Source organism: Verrucomicrobium sp. BvORR106 (assembly GCF_000739655.1).
In the GTDB taxonomy this organism is placed as follows: Bacteria; Verrucomicrobiota; Verrucomicrobiia; order Verrucomicrobiales; family Verrucomicrobiaceae; genus Verrucomicrobium.
Genome location: NZ_BATR01000009.1, coordinates 1 through 21,169 on the forward strand (window position 1 = coordinate 1; position 21,169 = coordinate 21,169).

At 61.0% G+C, this 21,169-nt stretch carries 18 protein-coding genes; 12 read left to right on the top strand and 6 right to left on the bottom strand.

The features are described 5' to 3' along the window. Positions 1 to 353: 353 nt before the first annotated feature. Together BV106_RS01485 and BV106_RS01490 are read right to left on the bottom strand one after the other, a co-directional pair. Positions 354 to 1,271, bottom strand: coding sequence for a hypothetical protein (locus BV106_RS01485; RefSeq protein ID WP_038159431.1), 918 nt, complete (start codon positions 1,269 to 1,271; stop codon positions 354 to 356). 79 nt (positions 1,272 to 1,350) lie between these two features. Next, positions 1,351 to 1,800 carry a hypothetical protein gene (locus tag BV106_RS01490; protein ID WP_038159434.1) on the bottom strand — a complete coding sequence of 150 codons (450 nt, stop codon included), beginning with the start codon at positions 1,798 to 1,800 and terminating at the stop codon, positions 1,351 to 1,353. 215 nt (positions 1,801 to 2,015) lie between these two features. Between BV106_RS01490 and BV106_RS01495 the strand changes: the two genes are divergently transcribed. Both BV106_RS01495 and BV106_RS01500 read left to right on the top strand, forming a co-directional pair. Then, complete coding sequence (locus BV106_RS01495; RefSeq protein WP_063767886.1) at positions 2,016 to 2,477, top strand: thermonuclease family protein; 462 nt, start codon at positions 2,016 to 2,018, stop codon at positions 2,475 to 2,477. Between the two features lie 34 nt (positions 2,478 to 2,511). Continuing rightward, positions 2,512 to 4,161, top strand: a complete 1,650-nt coding sequence (locus BV106_RS01500; protein ID WP_265595215.1) for a right-handed parallel beta-helix repeat-containing protein — start codon at positions 2,512 to 2,514, stop codon at positions 4,159 to 4,161. An 18-nt stretch (positions 4,162 to 4,179) separates the two neighbouring features. Here BV106_RS01500 and BV106_RS01505 read toward each other — a convergent pair whose 3' ends face one another. From BV106_RS01505 to BV106_RS01520, 3 genes are all read right to left on the bottom strand, one after another. Then, positions 4,180 to 5,193 (bottom strand): hypothetical protein, encoded by a 1,014-nt coding sequence (locus BV106_RS01505; protein WP_265595216.1) that lies wholly within the window; start codon positions 5,191 to 5,193, stop codon positions 4,180 to 4,182. A gap of 84 nt (positions 5,194 to 5,277) precedes the next feature. Then, positions 5,278 to 5,568 carry a hypothetical protein gene (locus tag BV106_RS01515; protein ID WP_265595217.1) on the bottom strand — a complete coding sequence of 97 codons (291 nt, stop codon included), beginning with the start codon at positions 5,566 to 5,568 and terminating at the stop codon, positions 5,278 to 5,280. A gap of 61 nt (positions 5,569 to 5,629) precedes the next feature. Next, positions 5,630 to 6,031: a hypothetical protein gene (locus tag BV106_RS01520; protein ID WP_038159448.1), complete on the bottom strand. Its 402-nt coding sequence runs from the start codon at positions 6,029 to 6,031 to the stop codon at positions 5,630 to 5,632. 186 nt (positions 6,032 to 6,217) lie between these two features. On the opposite strand from BV106_RS01520, the gene BV106_RS01525 reads away from it, so the two are divergent. Further along, entirely contained in the window at positions 6,218 to 7,033 is an 816-nt protein-coding gene (locus BV106_RS01525; RefSeq protein ID WP_038159451.1) for a DUF2334 domain-containing protein, read from the top strand. Positions 7,034 to 7,102: 69 nt separating this feature from the next. Here the strand turns inward: BV106_RS01525 and BV106_RS01530 are convergent, their stop codons facing one another. Further along, positions 7,103 to 10,738 carry an autotransporter-associated beta strand repeat-containing protein gene (locus BV106_RS01530; protein WP_038159454.1) on the bottom strand — a complete coding sequence of 1,212 codons (3,636 nt, stop codon included), beginning with the start codon at positions 10,736 to 10,738 and terminating at the stop codon, positions 7,103 to 7,105. 685 nt (positions 10,739 to 11,423) lie between these two features. Here BV106_RS01530 and BV106_RS01535 point away from each other — a divergent pair. The 9 genes from BV106_RS01535 to BV106_RS01580 all read left to right on the top strand — a co-directional run bounded on the left by BV106_RS01535 (position 11,424) and on the right by BV106_RS01580 (position 21,140). After that, positions 11,424 to 11,810 (top strand): response regulator, encoded by a 387-nt coding sequence (locus tag BV106_RS01535; protein WP_038159457.1) that lies wholly within the window; start codon positions 11,424 to 11,426, stop codon positions 11,808 to 11,810. Between the two features lie 122 nt (positions 11,811 to 11,932). After that, a complete protein-coding gene (locus BV106_RS01540) occupies positions 11,933 to 12,712 on the top strand; it encodes a DUF2092 domain-containing protein (protein ID WP_038159459.1) in 780 nt (259 codons plus the stop codon). A gap of 58 nt (positions 12,713 to 12,770) precedes the next feature. After that, complete coding sequence (locus tag BV106_RS01545; RefSeq protein WP_038159462.1) at positions 12,771 to 13,136, top strand: hypothetical protein; 366 nt, start codon at positions 12,771 to 12,773, stop codon at positions 13,134 to 13,136. Positions 13,137 to 13,364: 228 nt separating this feature from the next. Next, complete coding sequence (locus BV106_RS34890; protein ID WP_265595218.1) at positions 13,365 to 15,224, top strand: hypothetical protein; 1,860 nt, start codon at positions 13,365 to 13,367, stop codon at positions 15,222 to 15,224. Between the two features lie 150 nt (positions 15,225 to 15,374). Next, positions 15,375 to 17,189: an ATP-binding protein gene (locus tag BV106_RS34895; RefSeq protein ID WP_265595219.1), complete on the top strand. Its 1,815-nt coding sequence runs from the start codon at positions 15,375 to 15,377 to the stop codon at positions 17,187 to 17,189. An 81-nt stretch (positions 17,190 to 17,270) separates the two neighbouring features. After that, a complete protein-coding gene (locus tag BV106_RS01565) occupies positions 17,271 to 17,882 on the top strand; it encodes a response regulator (protein ID WP_038159466.1) in 612 nt (203 codons plus the stop codon). Positions 17,883 to 17,984: 102 nt separating this feature from the next. Next, entirely contained in the window at positions 17,985 to 18,407 is a 423-nt protein-coding gene (locus BV106_RS01570) for a response regulator (RefSeq protein WP_051944756.1), read from the top strand. Beyond that, positions 18,404 to 19,864 (top strand): arylsulfatase, encoded by a 1,461-nt coding sequence (locus BV106_RS01575; RefSeq protein ID WP_038159468.1) that lies wholly within the window; start codon positions 18,404 to 18,406, stop codon positions 19,862 to 19,864. The genes BV106_RS01570 and BV106_RS01575 overlap by 4 nt, the downstream gene beginning before the upstream one ends. Before the next feature lie 103 nt (positions 19,865 to 19,967). Next, positions 19,968 to 21,140, top strand: a complete 1,173-nt coding sequence (locus BV106_RS01580) for a hypothetical protein (RefSeq protein WP_038159471.1) — start codon at positions 19,968 to 19,970, stop codon at positions 21,138 to 21,140. Positions 21,141 to 21,169 lie beyond the last annotated feature (29 nt).

The window sequence follows — 21,169 nt, forward strand, 5'->3', positions numbered from 1 at the left end:
TCCCGCAAGCGGGATCAGGTGGAGGACATTTTCAGATCTGTGTTAGTCATTGAACCCACCGACCTCGGTGGCACACGTGGAAGCCACCACTCCAGCGTCCCTCCGGGACGCGAGGCATGACAAAACACTTGTCCGGTGGTTGTCACCACCAGCTAATTTCCAGCGTCCCTCGGGGACAAGCTTCCGTCCCAACCGCTATCGCCATCGCTCACGCCCTCATTCACCGTCCCGGAGGGACGTCGGACAGTAGCCGGTGGTGACGGGAGCGTAGCGACCACAACCACCGGATAACATATGTAAAAACATCGCGTCACGAAGGCGACGCCGGATCGGGCCGCACGTCCACACATTTCCTACCGCCCTGCCGGCTGCGGCAAACGATTGCCCTTCCTGGCCATCGCCCCTGCCATCCACGAAATCCAAAACGGCAGGTTCACCAGGAAGATGAAGCACATGACCTGATTCACGCGGAAATCCAGCTTCATGATCAGCTCCACCCCGAAGTGGAAGGCTATGAAACTGACCCCGATGAACAGCGCCCAGGCGCGATTCCACAAGGCGGCAAAGGCAAACAACTCCAGCATGAATCCCGCCCCAAACGCCACGCGGGTGATGATGTGATGTTCCGCCAGCCACTGGGCAATGCCGATGACCGGCTCATACACCCCCTTGCTGGGGTTGTCGTAATAGAGCTGGCGATGAGTCTTCACCACGGCCTTGGCCAGGTAGTGACTCTTGAACAGCCAGAGCCCCTCGGTCTTGCTCAGCTTGGTGATGGCGGAGGTGACATAGACCGCCGCCACCGCGCATTGGGAGAAATAGAGCTGGTAGGAGCCCACGCTGAGCCCTTCTGCAAACGCGAATGGACGCCCCTTCACCACCCGCCAGCCGAGCCAGAACAGCTCTGCCACGGACTGGGTGATGAGGATGAGCCCGATCATGTTGTTTCCATGAAACGTGAAGCCCTGGGAGTTGTGCAGAGTGTTGTACCCCAAGTGGGCCAGCGTCAGAACCACCACACCCAGCGGATTAAGAAACCCGGTCACGTACAGCACCGCTGCCACGATCACGAGAGGACGGAACCACGTCATCGCATCCGCCCCGCCCAAGAACGAAAGGTCCATAAAATAGGCGATGCCGTTGGGCATCTCCTGACGGGCAAATGGCAGGGCCTCCCACAGACCCCAGACCACAGCGATGGCAAAGAAGAGACGGAGAAGGAACCATTCCCTCGCACATACGGGCACTGGACTAAAGGCTTTGGACTCCATAGAAAGGGATCAGGTCAATTCACTCAGGGCGGGGCAGGTCACATCAAAGACTCGGTATGGCAGACTATTCTGGGAGGGATCAGCCCTCACCCAGCACCTGCGGCACCTCCCGGAAGGTGGTTTCCTCCTGATAGATGAGCATGTCGGTGATGCGCACCATTTCCGGCAGCGGGCGCTTTCGCTTGGTAGCCGCCTCGCGGAGCTGGCGCATCGTTTCGGCAAAGGCTTCCTTCTGGATTTCCGGAGTGGCCTCCTCGGGTTCCAGCCCTTTCTTTTTGCACGTGCGGTTGAGCCGCTCCGTGTAGATCTTTTTCACCTTGGCGGAACTCAGACCGGTGTGTTTCTTGATGTCCAGCGCATTACCCGCCCCATCCGCCACCACCAGGTAGTTGGAAGGGTACTCACTGGGATCCGCGTACATGGGGAAGCTGTTGAAGGGATAGGCATTCTTCACCCCACGACACAGCAACGTGAGCACCACCATCACCATGATGGGATGCTTGAGAACTCGACGGATGCGCGGCCACATGCCCCTGCCCTAAGCGAGCCCTGCGACGGCTGCAACGGGAAAGGCACCCCGCGCAGGATCTGCCGGGATATTGCCATTCCGCACGCCGGAAACCGCTCTTCCCCCACCAGGGAAGTTGACGATTCCGTCAATCAAGGCCACGGGGCGAGGGTGCGCCCCTCCCCTTTTCCCCTGGTTTCAGATCTGCCTTGTGGGTAGTGCTGACCTGGGGACTCATGCTGACAGTGACGCTGGCCCAAGCACCACAGGCGGGTGCAGGTCTAAAGGGAATCGTCGTGCGGGTGCATGATGGCGATACCATGACGATTCTGACCCCGGACAAGACGGAGGTGAAGATCCGGCTGCTGGGGATCGATGCACCGGAGACAGGCCAGCCCTATGGATCTGCCGCCAAGAAGTCGCTCTCGTCCCTGGTCTTCGGGCGCGAGGCCCACCTCCATGCCACGGGCATCGACAAGTATGGCCGCACACTCGGCCAGCTCCACGTGGGCGACATCTGGGTGAATCACGAGCAAATCCTGCGCGGGATGGCCTGGCACTACCTGCAGTACAGTCAAGATGCGGAACTGGCCCAAGCGGAGGCGGAAGCCCGCCGGGCCCGCCGCGGCCTGTGGCAGGAGAACAAGCCCGTGCCTCCCTGGCTCTGGCGTCGGCAGCCGCACAAGAAGAATGGCTGATCAGCCCGGGATGAGGGCAGCGTATCTGTCCACCATGCGATCACCAAAGCTCCGCCGCATCATCCCCCGTCCAGCCATCCCTATGAGTGTGCTCCTGGGGGCGATCAGCCTGACCCTGCAGGCGGCCGAGATCTCTGTGGCTCCCGCCTCGGCTGGCGCCGAGCAGCCGCTCCCTGCGGCACTGAAGGCAGCCGCTGAAGGTGATGTGCTGGTGCTGAAGCCCGGTACCTACCGGGAGGCTGTGGTCATCGACAAACGCCTCACTCTCAAAGGCGAGCCAGGCGCCGTGCTGGATGGCACGAAGCCGCTTCAGGCTGACTGGCAGCCTGCCGGCACAGATCTGCCGGGAGTGCAGACCTGCACCCTCCCCACCCAGCCCGCGGGGCTGCTCCTGGATGGCAGGTTCATCGCCGAGCTCCGCTATGACCGGGCCCAAAAAGCCGGCGACTGGCACTGGAAAACCCTGCTCAAAAAGGGACCGCCACTCAGCGGGTTCAATGAAATCAAAGCCCTCTGGATCTGGCACCCGAAAGAGAAGCGCGCCTATGTGCGGCTGCCCGATGGCATCACACCTGTCGCCGCCAAGCTGACCTTCATCCCCCTGGACCAGCCGATCCTGAGCGTGAAAGGCGCTTCCGGCGTTGTCATCGAGAACCTGGAGCTGACCGGAGGTGCCGTCTCCATCAGCATCGGTGAAGGCGCGAATCAGACCCAGGTGCGCAACTGCCGCATCCGGTCCTATGAAGACACGGGCATCGGAATCTCCGGCGGTGCCAGCCAGTGCACGGTGGAGAACTGCGAGATCACCCGCGGGTCTCTAGAGGAATGGATGCCCAGCATGGAGCACAACCGCGCCAACTACGAGATCTGGCGCATTCACAAAGACGTGGGCAAGTATGACCGTGTGGGCATCAACCTCATCCGGGCGGGGGTGGGCAACCGCATCCTCAACAACCGCCTGGACCGGGTGTTCGACGGCATCTGCATCGGCGACTACAAGGCCGAATCCCTGGACGACCCGTTGCCGGATGCCACCCATGGGAAGGGCACCCTCATCGCGGGCAATGTCATCGAAAACACCAGGGATTCCGGCATCGAGCTGGGGGTGGGCTGCGTGGAGGTGGAGGTGAAGGAAAACACACTGCGCCGCACCCACGGTGGCTTCCGATTCAAAGTACCCCGCATCGGCCCTGTCTTCATCCATCACAACCGGCTTATCGACGGCTCGCCTTTCAACTTCTGGTTCAGCATGGATTCCTCCCCTGCTGAAGGCTACATCTACCACAACACGATCGTGGGCAGGAAGCCCGCCCTGGCCCTCCATGTGGAGAAGGGAAAGCGGGACTTCAGCGTGCCCAAATGGCATTTCCTCAACAACCTCCTGGTGACCAGAGAGGGCTATCTGGATGAGCCGGACAAAGGCACAGCGGTCGACTTTACCAGCGCTCACAATGTGAGTCTGAAGGGTGCCAGCCCCTGGCCGGGTGACGCCACCAAGGACCAAGGCAGCCGCTATGGAGTGACCATTACCCTGGACGAAAACGGCGCCCCGGCTGCTGATAGTGCGGCGGTGGATGCGGGACTGGACCTTGGCTCTTACTGGAACGGGAAGCCCCTTCCGGGTGCAGGAAAGGGCTCTTTCAAGGGCGCGGCCCCCGATGCTGGCGCGGTGGAGGTGCGATAGCGGACCGACCTCGGCTTTCTACTCCACCTTCTCTCCGGTCTCCATAAAGAGGAATTCCACGTCATCCGGCCGGGGAGCGGTGCCTTTCAGCAGGAACCGGCCTTTGGTGGCATCCCACTCGTAGTGGAGGGACCGCACCAACCCCGTGAGCGGCTTGAACAGGGCCGGAGTCGCGGTGCCCCCGAGAGAGGCCCACTCCAGCGCCATGTCTGTGCCGCCGTCATTGATCCAATAAGGCTGGACGAGGATGCCGTCCCCTTTCGGCGCACGATGAAGCGACCACTGAGGCGCCTGTTCATCCAGAGACAGGCGGGCACGCAAGGCGGCAAAAGTTGACTCCTCATCCCAGGTCTGGCCCGCCTCTGCGAGCGCATGCTTCCTCGCGGCATCAGCCGCCGTCACCAGGGATTTTGTTGCCTCCCCTTTGGGCAGGCAGAGCGCGGCCTCCGGAGCCTGGTCCATGAAGGGATCCAGCCCTTTCACCGCCGAAAACACCACCCGTCGGCCAATGCGACCGTACTGGTAGAGCTGGAAGCTGCGCGTCTCCACATCGCCCTCCGCGTCTGAGGTACCCACCGCCACCAGCGCGAGCGGGTGCGTGGGCACTTCTCCACCGGTGGAGGGCGGGTACATCCACTTCTGCTGGCGGTCGGTGAAGAGATGGATGGAGAGATGCACGTCGATCCCGCGATCTTCATTGGCCGGAGCCACGGTGCGGAGCGTCAGGACACGCAGCTTTTCATCCAGCTCCAGCAAGTGGCCCTCTTTGTTTCCTGCTACCTTGAGCACTGCGCCCGCATCCCTGCCCAGCGCCTTGAAGGCCTCCGCTTGGGCATCCCGGGGATGGTCAAACTGCATCTCCTTCCCCGCCACCCGGTCAGCCCACGTGAGCAGCTCTGCGAAGACGGTCTTCACATCGGGCACTGTCGTCTCTGCGGCACAGGCACTGGAGAGCAGACAGCCTCCTGTGAGCGTCATCAAGGCCGCAGCACACCACTGGCGGCGGGATGAAAAAGCGAGGGAGTGAGACATGGGAACCGGTGGGGCAAAGGGACCTGATAGAAAGACGGGCGGCAACCTGAGTGGTCACCGCCCGTCGGGAAGGGAGGCACCCGCTTACTTGCGATCAGTGCGGATCACGATGGCGCTGATGTCATCAAGGATCACCACGGCGTCATAAAACTCCTGGCCGGTGATGGAGGAAAGGTGCAGCGCCTCGCCCCCCACGGCTTCCACCTTACCGGAGATCTTCTCACCGGACTTGAGGCGGATCTCCACCTTTTGGCCGACCTGACGCTGCAGCACGGTGCCGGCAACGTCTTCCTTCTTGAAACCCACTTTATCGTCAGCGGACACGGCAGCAGTGGCAAGGGTGGTCATAAGGGCAATAAGAGCAATGGCTTTCATGATTTTTTGGCTTCTACGAGTTGATCTACTAAATGATGGAGTGTCTGGGGGAAAGTTTGGACTACTGAATCTCGAACTGGATGGTGGCCGTGGCCTCACCCGCAGTGATGCTAAGGAGGTATTTGCCTGCTGGCAATTTCTGTTTGTCCATGGTTTGGTCAAGTGAACCCTTGTCCGTCCCCTGGAGGAGGATGATGGCGGGCTGCGCGGTTTCATCCGTGGTGCCGTCGGCCTTCATTTTGTGGATGTTGATGATCACCATGTCCGCCTTGGCGGCAACACTGACGGGCGCATTGGCAGCCACTGGTTTTTCCAGCTTGGCAAAGGCCTCGCCCGCTTTGTAAGTGGCCTGCTGACCACCCACATTCACGGCGAAAGGAAGGGACCCTTCGGCGTGAAGAGCCGGGAGGCTGGTGAAGGCGGCCAAGAGGCTGAAGAGGGCTGCGAACTTGATCTTTTTCATATCTATAGGGTGTATTTTGATCCGCAGCCGGTTGTGACACTCCTGGCAAAAGAATCCACGTCCCACGGAACGCCCGCCCCCTGGGCGGCCTTGCCTCCTACGATCCTGACTCCCGGAGTCACCCGGAAGAGGAGGTGCGATGTTTTCATCTTGAAAGATGCCTGACAATTTCGTCGCATAGGGGGCATGCTCCTTCGACCTCTCTCCGCCGCCCTCCTCCTGTTCACCGCGCTGGGCTCATCGCGGCCAGCCACTGCCGCTGAACCCACTGCCCGTCAACGCATCGCCATCATCAAGGCCGATGACGTGCGTGGTGTGAATGCCAAGTGGGACCGCTTCATCGCCCTCTCTCAGGAGCGGGACATCGTGGTCTCCCTGGGCATCATCACCGAATCCCTGGCCACCCAGGACCCCAAGTACGTGGCCTGGATCAAGAAGTGGGCGGACTCCGGCAAAGTGGAGTTCTGGAACCACGGTTGGGATCACAAAAGCTGGACTTCTACCGACGGGAAGAAACTCTCGGAGTTCGGCGGCTCCGGCCTGGAACATCAAAAGGATCACCTGCTGAAAGCGCAGGCAGCATTCAAGACCGCCACCGGCAGCCCCTACACCATCTTTGGCAGCCCCTTCAATGCCATGGACGGCGACACGGCGAGGGCTCTCAACGAGATTCCTGAACTGAAGATGATCTACTGCTACCCCGGTTCAGTGGTGAACGCCCAGCTCAAGGGAAAGGTCCTGCTGCCCATGAGCCTGCGGGGCGAACATGACGGCACCAGCAAGCCGAACTTCCCCAAGTTCAAAGAAGACTATCAGAAGAAGGACAGCGCCGCTCTCACCTTCGCCGCCATTCAGTTCCACCCCTTCGGGTTCAGCGAGGAAGGGTTCAAGCACTACACGGACATCCTGGATTTCCTCAAGGCGGAGGGCTGGACCTTCGTCCTGCCCACGAAATACCTCGAACTCCAGGCGAACGCTGCCGCGCCAGCCGCCAGCAAGTGATCTTCAAAAAGAAGGGGCTTTACCGGACATGTGTGCCGGCAAAGCCCCTGGTCGCTCCACGAGTGAGGTTTAGCGCCGACGACGGTGCATGATCAGCCCGGCCAGCCCGAACATGAGCAACACCACGCGGGAGGGCTCCGGAATTGCCGCCGTGACGTAGTAACCGTCACTGGTAATGGTCTGGGTGAGGGTGTATCCGCCGAGAGTGGTGGTGCCCAGCGTAACATTCTGCTGGGAGATTGAGGACGGTGTGGAATTGGACCAGTCGATGAGCTTCCACGTCTGCCCGTCCAACCAGCCTGAAGTGTCCAGGGCAGACAGCTGCACGATCAGGTTGTCCAGACTAAGGATGCCGGTGGTGTCGATCTCCAGCAGATCGTTGGCCGTGCCCAGCAGGTTGTAGCTGCTATCCCCGATCGACGCGGTGCTGCCTGCACCAAACAGGTCAAACTGAAGGGTGCCGTTCAGATTGATGCTCACATTCCCGCTCATGCCAAGCAGGAGATCCTGCGCCACTCCCGCCACGCCATGGGTGTCTCCCACCATGAGCTTGGTACCGGCAGCAATGGAGATGGTCTTGCCCGCGCTGGCCGTGATGGCCCCCGTGCCCCCCAGCGTGGCCGTTCCGGTGGTGAAAACACTGCCGGTTCCCGTAGCCGATCCCGTGGTGTTTCTGGCAAAGTAAGTGCCCGCGCTGATGGTCGTGTTGCCACTGTACGTATTGGCTGCGGACATGACCAGGGCACCCGTGCCGGTCTTGGCAAGCGCTCCGCTCCCAGTGACCGTAGAGGCCACGGTGAGGGCGTTGGCACCTTCCACATCGATGCCGCCGCCATTGGCACCAAGGGTGATGCCTCGGTTCACATCATCGATGGCAAAGGTCCCAAATGCTCCCAGCACCCCGCCATTCAATGTGAGATGCGCGGCGTTGAAAGCGCCAGGATTGCCGCCCAGCGAGCGCTCGTTGTTAATGCGAATCTTGCCACCGTTGATGGTGGTGGTGCCCGTGATGGTTCCCGCGACATTGTCTCCGGCATCGGCTCCGTTGGCGCCCTGAATTGTCAGGGTGCCAGCACCATTCTTGACGATCGACATGTCGTACGTGTTGTGGCGGCGGCTCAGGGAGGCGACATTCGTCGTGCCGTCACCGCTGAAGGTGACCACCTTGTTGGTGGGGGTGCCGCTCCAGTCATTGGCCATGAACTCACCGGTGAAGTTCAGGGTGCCCTGGTTCACGATGTAGACATTGGGGCTGTTGATGCCCACCCGCACATTCGCGTTAAATGTCTGGGTGCCACCCTGCACCTGGATGGTGCCGCCATTGGCCGCGTCACCCCCGAGGTAAAGGACTCCGCCACTGCCCGTGTTGACGGTGTTGCTGGTGGCCCCGGTGAAGAGGATGTTCCGCACGGTCTTGTCTCCGTCGATGTTGCTGCTGAGCACCGTGCTGGTGTCAAAGATGACGTCGGAGGAGCTCGTGAGCGCGGTGTTGGCCGTCCAGTTGCCTGCGGTGCTCCACGAGTTGCTCGTGGCGCCTGTCCAGATGTGGATGTTAGCGTCGGCGATCTTCACCACGGATACGGTGCCGTCGATGAGGAAATTACTCGTGTCCCAGGTGTAGCCGATGCCCACGGAGGAAGTGGGCAGACTGTAGGTCACGGTGCCGTTCCTGGTGGCGGAGCTGGCATTACTCCAGTCCACGAGCTGCCAGGTGCCGGAGGTCCAGCCGCCGCCGCCGTTGGAGCGCCAGGACTTCGTACTGGTGGTATCCTCAACGGCCACCGAGCCCCCAACCGTCAGGCTGGTCGCCGTGGTGCTCACTTTCAGGCGATCCGCCTCTGCGAAGGTATTACCTGCGTCGTTGCCGAAGAGGTCAAATCGCATCGTCCCCGCCAGAGTGATGGCCACGTTGGCATTGGTGCCGATGGAGAGTTGGGAGGCTGCCGCGAGATACCCATTGCTGCCTGCCTGCCCTGCAGCCACGCCGTGGGTATTGCCCACCATGAGCGAGGTGCCAGCAGCGATGGTGATGCTTCCGTTCTCTGCACTGGTGATGAATCCCGTGCCGCCCACCGTGGCGCTGCCGCTCGTGGTCACATTGCCTGTACCTGTGCCACTACCGGCAGTGTTGGTCACCAGCAGGGTGCCTGCTGTGATGTTGGTTGCGCCGTAGTAGCGGTTGTTTCCCTGCAGTTCCCAAGTGCCAGTGCCGCTCTTGGTCACCAGCAGGTTGACGAGGGTGTTGTCCAGACCTCCGCCGTTGAGTCCGCCCACAACGCCGCTCATGACGCCATTCCCCGCTCCCGTCATGGTGAAGGCGCTGAAATAGTCTGCCGCAGCAATGACCGACCCCGAGGTGCGGAGATTCCCGCTCATCGTCAGCGTCTGGCCCGCCACCGTGTTTTCAATGATGGCCGTGCCCCGGGCACCGGACGTGTTGGCGCTGCCGGAATTGATCACCATGGCCCGGTTCGTGGAACCGCCAGAGGCTCCTGTGAACTGCAAGGTGCCCACGTTGTCCGAGGTCTGGTTCTGGCCGAAGGCAATGGTGCTGCCCGCGCCAATGGCGGAAACACTCCCGGCGTTCGCCACACTGGTGACACTGACCGTCCCTGCGGAGATGGAGAGGTTGCCATTGAAGGAGTTGCTGTTGTTGGTAAGAACCAGGGTGTTGCCGTTGGTCTTGGACACGGATGCAACGTTGCCCGCAATCCCGCCAGAGATGAGCCCTGACATCGTGATGGTCTGGCTGCCACGGAAGATGATGCTGGAGCCGTTGTTGATCGCCACCGTTCCCGAGAGCGTCAACATGCCAGTGCCGTTGTTGTAGATGTTCCCGCCAGCCCCCGTGAATGAGCGGTTCGTCGAAGCAACTCCGCCCGTGTACATGAGATAGCCGCTCACGACAATGGAGCCGTTGACCCCGGTGCCGAGGGAGCTCGCCAAGCCTGTGTCGGCCAGATTGTTGACGTACAGCGTGCTGTTCCCGCTGATGGTCGTGCTGCCGCTATACGTGTTGGCGCCGGTGAGGTTCCAGGCGTTGATCGCGTTGCTGCCATTGTTGACACCGCTCACCGCAATGGACAACACCCCGCCAGCCGCGCCATTGGAAATCACGCCGCTGATGTTGTTTGCCTGCAAGACGGCACTGGCGGAGCTCCCCGCATTTCGCGTCCCCACCTGACCCGCCAGGGTGAGCGTGATGGGACTGGTGGCCGTACCACCGGAAATGTTCCCCGCGAAGTTGAGCTTGGCGGCACCTTCTGCCTGAGCAGTGGTCGTCGCGCCGGTCCCCACCAGCGAGTTGTTGGTGAAGGTATAAGAACCCGCCTGCAGAATGATGGGCGCATTGAACAACACAGAAGTCGTGGCTCCAGTCGCCAGGGTGACGCTCCCACCACTGGTGATTGTGAGAGCCTCGCCCAGATTGGCCCCCGCTCCGCCGATGGTGTAGTTTGTCGCACCCGTGCCGAACTCCAGAAACTTCACCGTCCGTCCGGCATCAATGCTGATGGTGGTGGCTGCTCCCACAGCGTTGAACGTGGCCTTGTCATTGATCGTCCCGCTGCCGCCCGGCAATCCAGGCACCACTCCGCCATTCCAGTTCAGACTGTCCACCCAGTTCAGTGCACCGGTCTTGGTGACGTCCCAGACGCCGTCACTAGCCACCAAGCTCGACACCAGGCTGCCAGTGGCAACGATCATCCACGCAGAGAACCGTTGAATTGAAGAAGAGAGTGGACGGGGGGATTTTCTAGCGAATTTAAACATTTCAATAGTTCAGAGTCAAAGTGACGAAGCAAGTGGCGGAGGCTCCTGACCCAAGCCTGGCGCTTAGCGCAAGACTGAAGGCCGGCCCTGCCCGCAAACTGGGGGGCGGGGATCGATGTCAGGCGGAAGGCTGAGCGGATTCAGGACCGTCTATCAAACCAGCGTGCCGACCTCGATCGAGTGGCCAGAAGCAGGGGCTGCTAGTCCGGCCCTTGCCGACGGAGAGAGAAACCATGTCCAGCCCCCCTTGACCGTCCGCTTCCTGGGAAAGCGGCCGGCCCCAGGGGATGGGGCGGTGGCGTGAGTCTGGCGCGCGGGGGCATGGGGAAATAAAGCACAGCTTCGGCACCTTCTTGCGAATTCAGAAAAAGACCACGCCCCGACGAGAGAAAATTCACTCAGCCAGCAACAATCTCGGGCAAAAAGCGCATCCGCAATAAGCAGTTCTCGCATACTCAGTCAGCAAACTCCTCGCTGAATGGGTGCCGTTTTGGATCAAGAACCTCGGTGGAAAAGTTCCTTCAGGAGCGGCCCCAGTTTTCGACGGTTCATCCCAAAACCTGCACCAAAGGGCAATAGCGGAGCCTGAAGGCGCTGGGTAGTTTTTCGGCATCGCTCAATGAAGCCTGCCCACATCTACGTCGCCGTCGTCGATGACGACATCCACCTATGCAACTCCCTCAGCCGCCTGCTGCGTGCTGCCAAGTTCGTGCCCATCAGCTTCCAATCGGCTGAAGAGTACCTGAGCGATCCAGTGCGGGAGCATTTCTCCTGCCTGCTGACGGATGTTCAACTGAGCGGCATGTCAGGCCTGGAGCTCCAGCAGCGGCTCCTTCTGGAGAAGGCTCCCTGCCCGGTCCTCTTTATCACGTCATGTGACGATCCCTGCAAACGCGAGGCGGCTCTCCAAGCAGGCTGCATCGGCTTTTTCCAGAAGACGGATGATGGATCAAAAATCCTCGACTGCGTGCGGCAGGCCATTCTCTCCGCAAACCGCCTCGTCTAGGAAGGCCCACTTGTCCTCGCATGGCTCCCTGACGCTGCACTTGACGCCTCTCAACGGCTGCCAGCCTGCCCATTCCCCCTCAACAACCGACAACCTCACCCACAACCCGCACCTCATCGACCATGTCTCTCCTGAGCCGCACCCTCCACATCCGTCCTCATCAAGCATCTCTGCTTTTGCCATGCATCCTCGGCATCTGCCTCAGCTCTTGCTCCACCCCTGGCCCCAAAGCGCAGTTGGATCCCAAAACTGACAGCGTGCTGAATGCCATGTCGGCCAAACTGACCGCCGCCAAGACACTGCGCGTGACCGGATCTCGCACGACTTCCCCGGGATTCCACTCGGAGCTGAACATCGCTGAATCAGCCAACGGCAGTGTCACAGTGCAGCGCCCCAACCGCCTGCTTGCCACCATGAAGACCAACCACGGCGCACGGGAGATTTCCCTCGGCGATGGTAAGGTCACCTTGGTGGACCACGCTGGCCGGACTTACGCGTCGGTCAAGGCTCCGGGAGACATTGATGAAACACTGCGTAGCATTTCCCGCACCTACGGTGTCACGCCACCGATTGCTGAACTGCTGGTCAACCATCCCCGGAAGTTTCTTCTCGAAGGGGTGAGCACGGGGCGTCATGTTGCCACCGAGCAAGTGGGAGCCTTTACCTGCGACCGTCTCGCCTTCACCCAGCCGGACGTCACCTGGGAGCTCTGGGTCGATACCAAAGAACATCTGCCCCGTCGCATCACGGTCACCTATCCTGCCAGCCATGGCAGCAGCCCGGAGACCATAACCGCCAATATTTCCAGGTGGGAACTGGATGTGCCAGTTGGCGCAAAGGATCTGACGGCAAAGATCCCTTCTGGAAGCACCGCCGTCGAAATGATCCCCATCGCGGAATAACCCCTCCCCTCGCACTAACATGAAAGCACATCAACTTGTTAACTCCTCTTCCCACGGCATGCGCTCCTGTTCGTCTCTCAAAAATTGGTCCGACCGCGTGCTCTACGCCGTCATCGGCCTGCTGATCCTGTCCCCGACACCCGGCCAGGCTCTGCCGGTGGATCGTATCGAGGGTCGTCAGGGCGCGCGTTCCTCCCGCCAGGATGGCAGACAGACCTCCCGCGCCCGGTGGCGTGGCACCTATGTCCTTCCAGCAGGAGCGGCTGTCGTTGCCGTGGGTGGCTACAGATACTATCGCGTCGGCCCGCGCTACTACTATCCCTACATGTATGGCGGCAGAACCGTCTATATCGACATCAATGTGGTAGGTGGCAATCCCGTCCCCCCACCTCCTGTTGGCTCCATCGAGATCAACTTCTATTGATCTGCATCACTGACCTTGGAGCTGGCCGCAGAAGCAGTGTCTCTGGGGCCGGCTCCAGCCCGGTCGCGACCGGACACGAAGCCTCCCAACGCGACCTTCGACTCAGGCAACTCCTGGTCAACCACCTCACGGCCCGCAGGACCTCCCTGCGGCAATGGGTTACAGGAAACAAACGGCATTGCCGTCGATGGCCTGAAAACCCCACCCCATACTTCGACAAGAATTCACATGTCTAAAAGTTCTGCATCCGCCATCCCAACAACGGGCTGCGACCGCGTTCCCTGTCCCTTCACCCGCTTGGTGAGAAGATTGACCCTGGCGCTAAGCATCTCTGCTGCCCTGGCGGGCTGCGCTACGCGGGTCGAAACGGTCAGGCTGACGGCTGTTGTGCCAAAGGACCACGCGCATTGGAAAAAGGATCTCACTGCCCCGGAGCGCGCGGCCATGGACAAGGCGGCGGGAGACTGGGATCGTGTTGATTCCTCAACCGTCGTGCAACGGTTTGCCACCATGACGTCTGCCAACGTGCCGGAGGACCTCAGGGTGACTCTGGCCACCGCCACGGCAGATGCCGCCAGGCGTGCAGATGCCGACAAGCCCGGCTCTGGCCTGGACTGTTGGCTGCGCGCAGCGGAGATCGCCTTTCCATCTGTCACCCACCCGGGAAAAGATCCTGACACGACTGCCAGGCTGCAAGCCATCTACAACGAAGCCTGCGCCAGATCGGGCGCGGCCCTCCACGGGGCCATGGCCGGGGGCGGAGCTGCTGTGGTGCCCATGGGGGCCAGTGGCAGGAGCTACCAGATCACCCTGGGCAAGCTCGCCCCGGGTGACGGTGATCCCAGCGACTACGACGAACTGCTGGTGGCCGCTGATCTGAAGATCAGCGGCTTGCGGGAACGGACTGTTGTTTCTGGAACCGGCGGCGCGCTGGTTGGCAGGGTGGCCGTCACGGAGGAGCGGAAGAAGCAAGAGCCCTTCATGCTGCCCATCGGCACCGCCGCGACGCTGAGCGCGCTGCTCGACTTCACTGCCGATGGCAAGGCCCGGCTGACCTACCGGGATATGAACCTGGTGCACCAGGGCACCGTGGCAGGCAGGAAGGTCCCCCTCGCTGGCGACTTCTCTGCCACCCTGGCCACCATCTTGAATGGCGTTCCCAAGAAGAACGTCGCTATGGCTGGTCTTTTCCATCCCGCCGAGTTGGAGAACCGTGCCGGCCTCTTCATGATGGAGCCCTATCGCCCGGAAAAGATCCCCGTAGTGCTAGTGCATGGATTGATGTCCAAGCCGGATGCATTCAAGAACACTTACAATGAGCTGATGAAAGATCCCGTCATCCGGGAAAGGTATCAGTTCTGGTTCTTTGCCTATCCCACGGGTTGGCCCATCTTCCAGTCGGTGGCCACCTTCCGCTCCGAGCTGAAGCGGGCCCGCGCCTTCTGCAAGGATTCGCCCAACTACAACCGCATGGTCTTCATTGGCCACAGCATGGGTGGCATCATTTCCAACTGGCAGATCCGCCAGTTTGGCGAGCCTTTCTGGAAGGAGGTCGCGACCAGCCGTTTGGAGACGCTTCCATTGGAAGCCAGAATGAAGACCTCCATGCAGGCGCTGGTTTACACGCCCCCTCCCGCCGAGATCAAACGAGTGATCTTTGTATGCACACCGCATCGGGGCAGCGAATTGGCCCACGGCTTTGTCGGCTGGGTGGGGCGCTCGGTCATCTCGGCGCCTGCAGACCTCGTCCGGCTCAAGAATCCCGTCCTGCTCTCCGGGCTGACGGATCTGGGTAAGACGCTGGCAACCCGTCCCCTCAAGAGCATCGCGGGTCTTCGGGAGGACAATCCAGGTCTGAAACTTGCGCTGGAAAGGCCCTTGAAGCCCAATGTAGTCTATCACTCCATCATTGGCGACCGCAACAAAGGCAACAGCCCCGACAGTTCCGACGGCGTGGTCCCTTACAGAAGCTCTCACCTCGAAGGCGCGGCTTCAGAACTCATCGTGCCCAGCGGTCACAGCGGGCAGGATCATCCCAAGTCCATTGCCGAGATCCACCGCATCTTGTTGCTGCATCTGCGCTCCTAGCGATCCCCTACAGAATCTCCATTCCGGTCTGGTCCAGCCGCAGCGTGGCTGGGCCAGTTGGGGCTTGTGGTGCTGATGGCTCAGGGAGATTTGCCTTGCGGATCTCGTTGACGAAACACCTCGGTTTGCCAGTGTCGGACCATGAATTGGATGACGTTGGCCTGGCCCATGGTGACGGCGACATGCTTGACGCTGGCGCTCATCAACCTGCGCATCGCCTTCGGCGAGGCACGCCGCGTTCCCCATCTGTTTTTCACGCTCAGTGCGTTTGCGGTGGCAGCGATCAGTCTCCTGGAACTCGGCATCCTCCAGTCGGAAGATCTTGCCAGCTGCCAGCGACTGCTGCGATGGTCTTCCATCCCCATCGCGATCATGATGACCTCCATACTGGGGTTTGTCTGGAGCTTCTTCGGGGCGGGGCGACGCTGGCTGGCCTACGCTGCGGCACTCCTCCTGAGCGCTGCGGAGGCAGCGAACTTCCTCAGCACCGGCCCTGCGGTGCGGTATGCCGTAGAGCTGATCCATGCTGAGACATTTGGCAACGTGCGGTACACCGTTCCGGTCATCACCCATGGCCCGTGGACGTATGTGGAGGTCGCCGCGGTCGTGCTGGCCATCGTGTTTGTCGCGGAGGCCTCCTGGACCCTCTGGCAGCGGGGGGAGAAGCAGCGCCCCCTCATCGTCGGAGGCAGCATTGTCGTCTTCTTCCTGGTCTCCCGGGGTCACGCCATTCTCGTGGAGGAGGGGGTGGTGCGTTCACCCTACTTCGTGAGCTTTGCCTTTCTCGCCGTGATCATCGCCATGGGACATGAGCTGAGCGGTGAGGTGTTCCGGGCCACCAGACTGAGCCGGGAGCTACTGGAGAGCGAGCACCGCATGGAGCTGGCGGCCCAGTCTGCCAAGCTGGGCTTCTGGACGTGGCATCTCGCCACAGATGAGATTTGGGTCAGCGATATCACTCGCGATCTCTTCGAGAGGGATCCGGCAGAGAAGATCGATTTCGCCCGGTTTGTGGAAACACTTCATCCTGATGATCGCGAGGACGTGACCCACGCCCTCACTCAGGCTCTACGCGATGGGTCTGAGTATGAGAAAAGCTACCGCATCCTGCTTCCCCGGGCAGGTGAGCGCTGGATTGCCGCACGGGGGAAGGTGGAAACAACTCCCCAGGGCAAACCCGTGCGCATGCGTGGTGTCCTGATGGATGTGAGCCCGCAGAAGAATGCCGAACTGGAGCTCTCTCAACTGCGGCAGCAACTGACCCACGCCGGCCGCGTTTCCATGATGGGCCAACTGGCCTCCGCACTCGCGCACGAGCTCAATCAGCCGCTGGGTGCCATCCTGCGCAATGCGGAGGCCGCCGAGTTTTTCATGAAGGAGCCGCAGCCCGACCTGGAGGAAGTGCGGGCGATCATTGCCGACATCCACAAGGATGACCTGCGCGCGGGGCAGGTCATCAATCGGCTGCGCTCGCTTTTGAAGCGTCAAGACATCGAGCTGCGCCCGCTTCAAATCCCCTCTCTGCTTGATGAGGTGACGGCCCTCACTCGCGCTGATGCCGCCGCCCGCCGGGTGCGCCTGGAGATCACCCCCTCATCCGACCTGCCCGAAATCAACGGCGACCGGGTGCACCTCCAGCAGGTGCTGCTGAATCTGGTGATCAATGCCATGGACGCCTTCCAGAATCTCCCGCGGGAGGAAAAGCTGGTGAAAGTAACGGCCATCTCTACGGATCAGGGGAGCGTGGAGATTGGCATTGCTGACAACGCCTGCGGCATCCCCGAGGGCAAGACGGGAGCCATCTTCGACGCCTTCTACACCACCAAGTCTCACGGGATGGGCATGGGGCTCCCCATCTCCCGCACCATTATTGAAGCCCACGGCGGCTCTCTCAGTGCCGCAAATGGACAGGATGGTGGGGCGGTCTTTACCATCTGCCTGCCCGCCGTAAAGGCGGCCGCATAAACTTTAGTGGTACTGAATCGAAGAAATCAAACACCGGGAACAAGACAACCCGACTGGAATGCCGGATGATGTCCCATTGCGATGTCTGGGATCACTGTCCACGTTGTTGATGACGATGCCTCTTTCTGCCGTGCCATGGCCCGGCTGCTGCGTACGGGTGGCCACACCGTGCAGACCTATTCCTCTGCAGCGGCCTTTCTGGAAGGCTGCCAGCATCCTCAGCGCGGCTGCGTGATCTCTGACCTGCACATGCCAGGCATGAATGGCCTGGAGTTGCAGGAAGCCATGAGACGAGCAGGCCATGCCATGCCGGTGATCTTCTTAACCGGCAATGGCGACATCCCCAGCACCGTGAGCGCCATGCAGCAGGGCGCGGTGGACTATCTGGAAAAATGCGCCCCTCGTGAGAAGCTCATGGAGGCGGTACAGCGGGCACTGGAACGCGAGGTGGCGGAACACCAGCAGCGACAGGAGCAGCGGCAGCTTCAATCCCGCCTGGCCACACTAAGCGGTCGCGAACGAGAAGTGCTCTCCGCCGTGGTTCAAGGTAAGATGAACAAGGAGATTTCCGCGGATCTGGGCATTCACGAGCGGACAGTCAAACTCCACCGCACCTCCATCACCACCAAACTCAAGGTGCAGTCCGTGGCGGAGCTAACGCGACTCTGGATTCAAGCAGGAAACCGTAGCTAACCCGCCCTTCCCGGAAAGGGGAGCATTGCGGGATGGAATCACCTTCCCCAAGGGGCAGTAGCAGGAAGGAGCGTGGACAAATACCTTTGTCCGACGCCCTTCATGATCCTGTCCGACCTCCAGATCGCCGTCATTGATGACGACGAAAGCCTCTGCCGCTCGATGAGCCGGCTGCTGAGGGCGTCACACTTGTGCCCATCGGTCTTCGCATCGGCCGAGGCGTTCCTGGCCTGTGAGCAGCGGTGCCGTTTCGACTGCATCATCCTCGATATTCAGCTCGAGGGCATGTCGGGCCTGGAGCTGTGTCATCGCCTTACCCAGGCTGAAGGGTCTGCCCCGGTCATCATCATCACGTCACTGGATGAGCCCGAGGTGAAGCAACGCGCGGCCCAGGCCGGTTGCTTCCAGTGCTTCAGCAAAACCGATCCGGGCCAGGACGTGCTGGCCGCCATTCAACGCTCGGTGGCGCAGCGTCGCGCCGACACCATCGATCCCCCTACAACCACCTCACCTGAACCTTCATGAAATACCTGAACACCGCCCTGCTTGCGGGTGTGCTGGCTGCCACCCTGCCGCAGCGATCCACCCTCGACGCCGCCCCTTCCCAGCCCAACATCGTTCACATCGTGGCCGATGACCTCGGCTGGCAGGATGTGGGATTCAACGGCTGCAAAGACATCAAAACGCCCAATCTCGATGCCCTGGCCCAGGGCGGCGCCAGATTCACGCAGTTCTATGTGCAACCCATGTGCACCCCCACACGGGCTGCGCTCATGACGGGACGTTATCCCTATCGCTATGGATTGCAGACTGCCGTCATCCCCTCCGTGTCCACCTACGGTCTGGACACGGAAGAATACCTTCTGCCCCAGTGTCTCAAAGACGCCGGCTACCAGACGGCCATCGTCGGCAAGTGGCATCTGGGGCATGCAGACAAGAAATTCTGGCCAAAGCAACGGGGCTTTGACTACCAGTACGGCGCCATGATCGGGGAGCTCGACTACTTCACCCACAGTGAGCATGGCGTGCTGGACTGGTTCCGCGACAACGAGCAGGTGAATGAAGAAGGTTACACCACGAACCTCCTCGGTGCGGATGCGGTGAAGTACATCGAGAAGCAGAAGAGCAGCTCCCCCTTCTACCTCTATCTTGCCTTCAACGCCCCTCACACCCCCTACCAGGCCCCGCAGGAGTACATTGACCGCTACCAGCACATCCAGGAGCCAACTCGGCGCACTTATGCCGGCATGGTGTCCTGCCTGGATGACAACATCGGGAAAGTGGTGGCGGCTCTGGACAAAAGTGGGCTCCGGAAAAACACGCTCATCCTGTTTCACAGCGACAATGGCGGCACCCACAATCCCATGTTTGCCGGGGTGATGGCGGATGTCTCCAAGATAAAGATTCCCTGCGACAACTCCCCGTATCGTGATGGCAAAGGCTCCCTCTTTGAAGGCGGCACCAGAGTGTGCGCCCTGGCCAACTGGCCCGGCAAGATCAAACCCGCCAGCGTGGATGGCGTGATCCATGCCACGGACGTGTTCACCACCTTCGCCAAACTGGCTGGTGCCCCCACCACCCAGTGCAAACCACTGGATGGCGTGGACGCCTGGCCCACCATCTCAGAAGGCAAGCCCTCCCTGCGCGAAGAGATGGTTTACAATGTCGAGCCCTATCGTGCCGCGCTGCGTCAGGGCGACTGGAAGCTGATCTGGCGCACCACGCTGCCTTCCAGCGTGGATCTCTACAACCTGGCTACCGACCCTTCGGAGAAGACCAACCTTGCCACAGCCGAGCCCGCCAAAGTGGCGTCCATGAAACTGCGTCTGGATACGCTGGCCCGGGATGCCGCCAAGCCGCTCTTCCTGACGGATCAGTTCAAGGTGTTGATGAAAAACATGAACGGCGAGCCTGTGCTGCCCGGCGAAGACGGTTTTGGCGAGGCTGAAGGAGCGCCCGTCCCTGCAGGATCCAGCCATTAGTTCTGGCCCACTCCGACTCCTCTTACCTGCCCTCCCGCCCCAGATCGTCGCCAGGCGGGAGGGCAGTTTTTTCAATCAAGTTGCCTCCTATATCCCTCTTCCCATGAAACACCTCCTGATCCCCTTTCTCACCACAGCCGCCGCGCTGACTCCGATCTTGCCCCCTTCGGCGCTCCATGCCGGCACCGTTCCGACGCCGATGGATCCACCGCAGCCCTCCGCTTCTGCATCAGATCAGGACTGGAAGATCACCGTATGGAGCTACGGCTGGCTGGCTGGGCTCGAAGGCACCACCGGCATCAATGGCCTGACGACGGAGGTGGACATCCCCTTTAGCGGAATCCTGGATCACCTGGACATGACGGCGTCTCTCAACGTGGAGGCACAAAAGGGCCGCTGGGGTGGCTGGGTCGACGGCATGTACTTGAAGGTGTCGGCAGGGGGCAACACCCCTGATCCACTCCTCAGCAGCGCGAGCCTCTCTGTCGAACAGCTCCTGGTGGAAGCCGCTCTGTTCTACCGGGTGTGGGAGGGGCAAAATGGTTCGCTGGATCTCTACGGCGGCGCACGGTACATGTCAGTGAAGCAGGAGCTCCCCCTGAGTCTCAGTGATTCCGGGGTCACTCGTGTTTCCGAAGAGCTCAGCTCCCGGGTGATGGATGAAATCACCCGCAGGGTGAAGTCTCGAGCCCCGGAGATACTCGCGGAGAAGCAGGCGCAGCTGGCCAGCCAGATCGCCACGCAAGCGGGCCAGGTTCTAGACAACGTTCAGGCCGTTGGCGAGAACCATCCCGTGCTCGCTGCCGCGATCAAACGTAGCGAGCGTCTGCAACAGGCCATCCGGGATGCGGCTACCGCCCAGATCCAGGAAAAGGTGGCCACCGCCCAAGGAGTGGCGGCTCAAGTCCAGGCTGCCGCAAGGAAGGCAGCAGCTCGTGCGGAAAAAGCGCTGTCCAAGGAGATCGAGAATGCACTTCGCGAAACGATCCCCACTTCCCTGTCGGACTCCAAGGGGTGGGTCGATCCTTTCGTCGGGGTACGCGGCTGCTACAACTTCACTGACCGGTTCTATGTTGTGGGCAAGGCCGACGTCGGTGGTTTTGGGGTCAGCTCAGACCTCGCCTGGCAGGTGTACGGTGCCCTGGGCTGTCATCTGAGCCGTCGTGCGGTCCTCGAACTGGGCTACAAGCACATGAGCGTGGACTACACGAGTGGCGGCTTCACCAACGACGTCCGCACCTCCGGTGTGTTGCTCAACCTCGGTCTCAAACTTTGACCATCCATGAAAGCTTCGAGGCTTTCCCG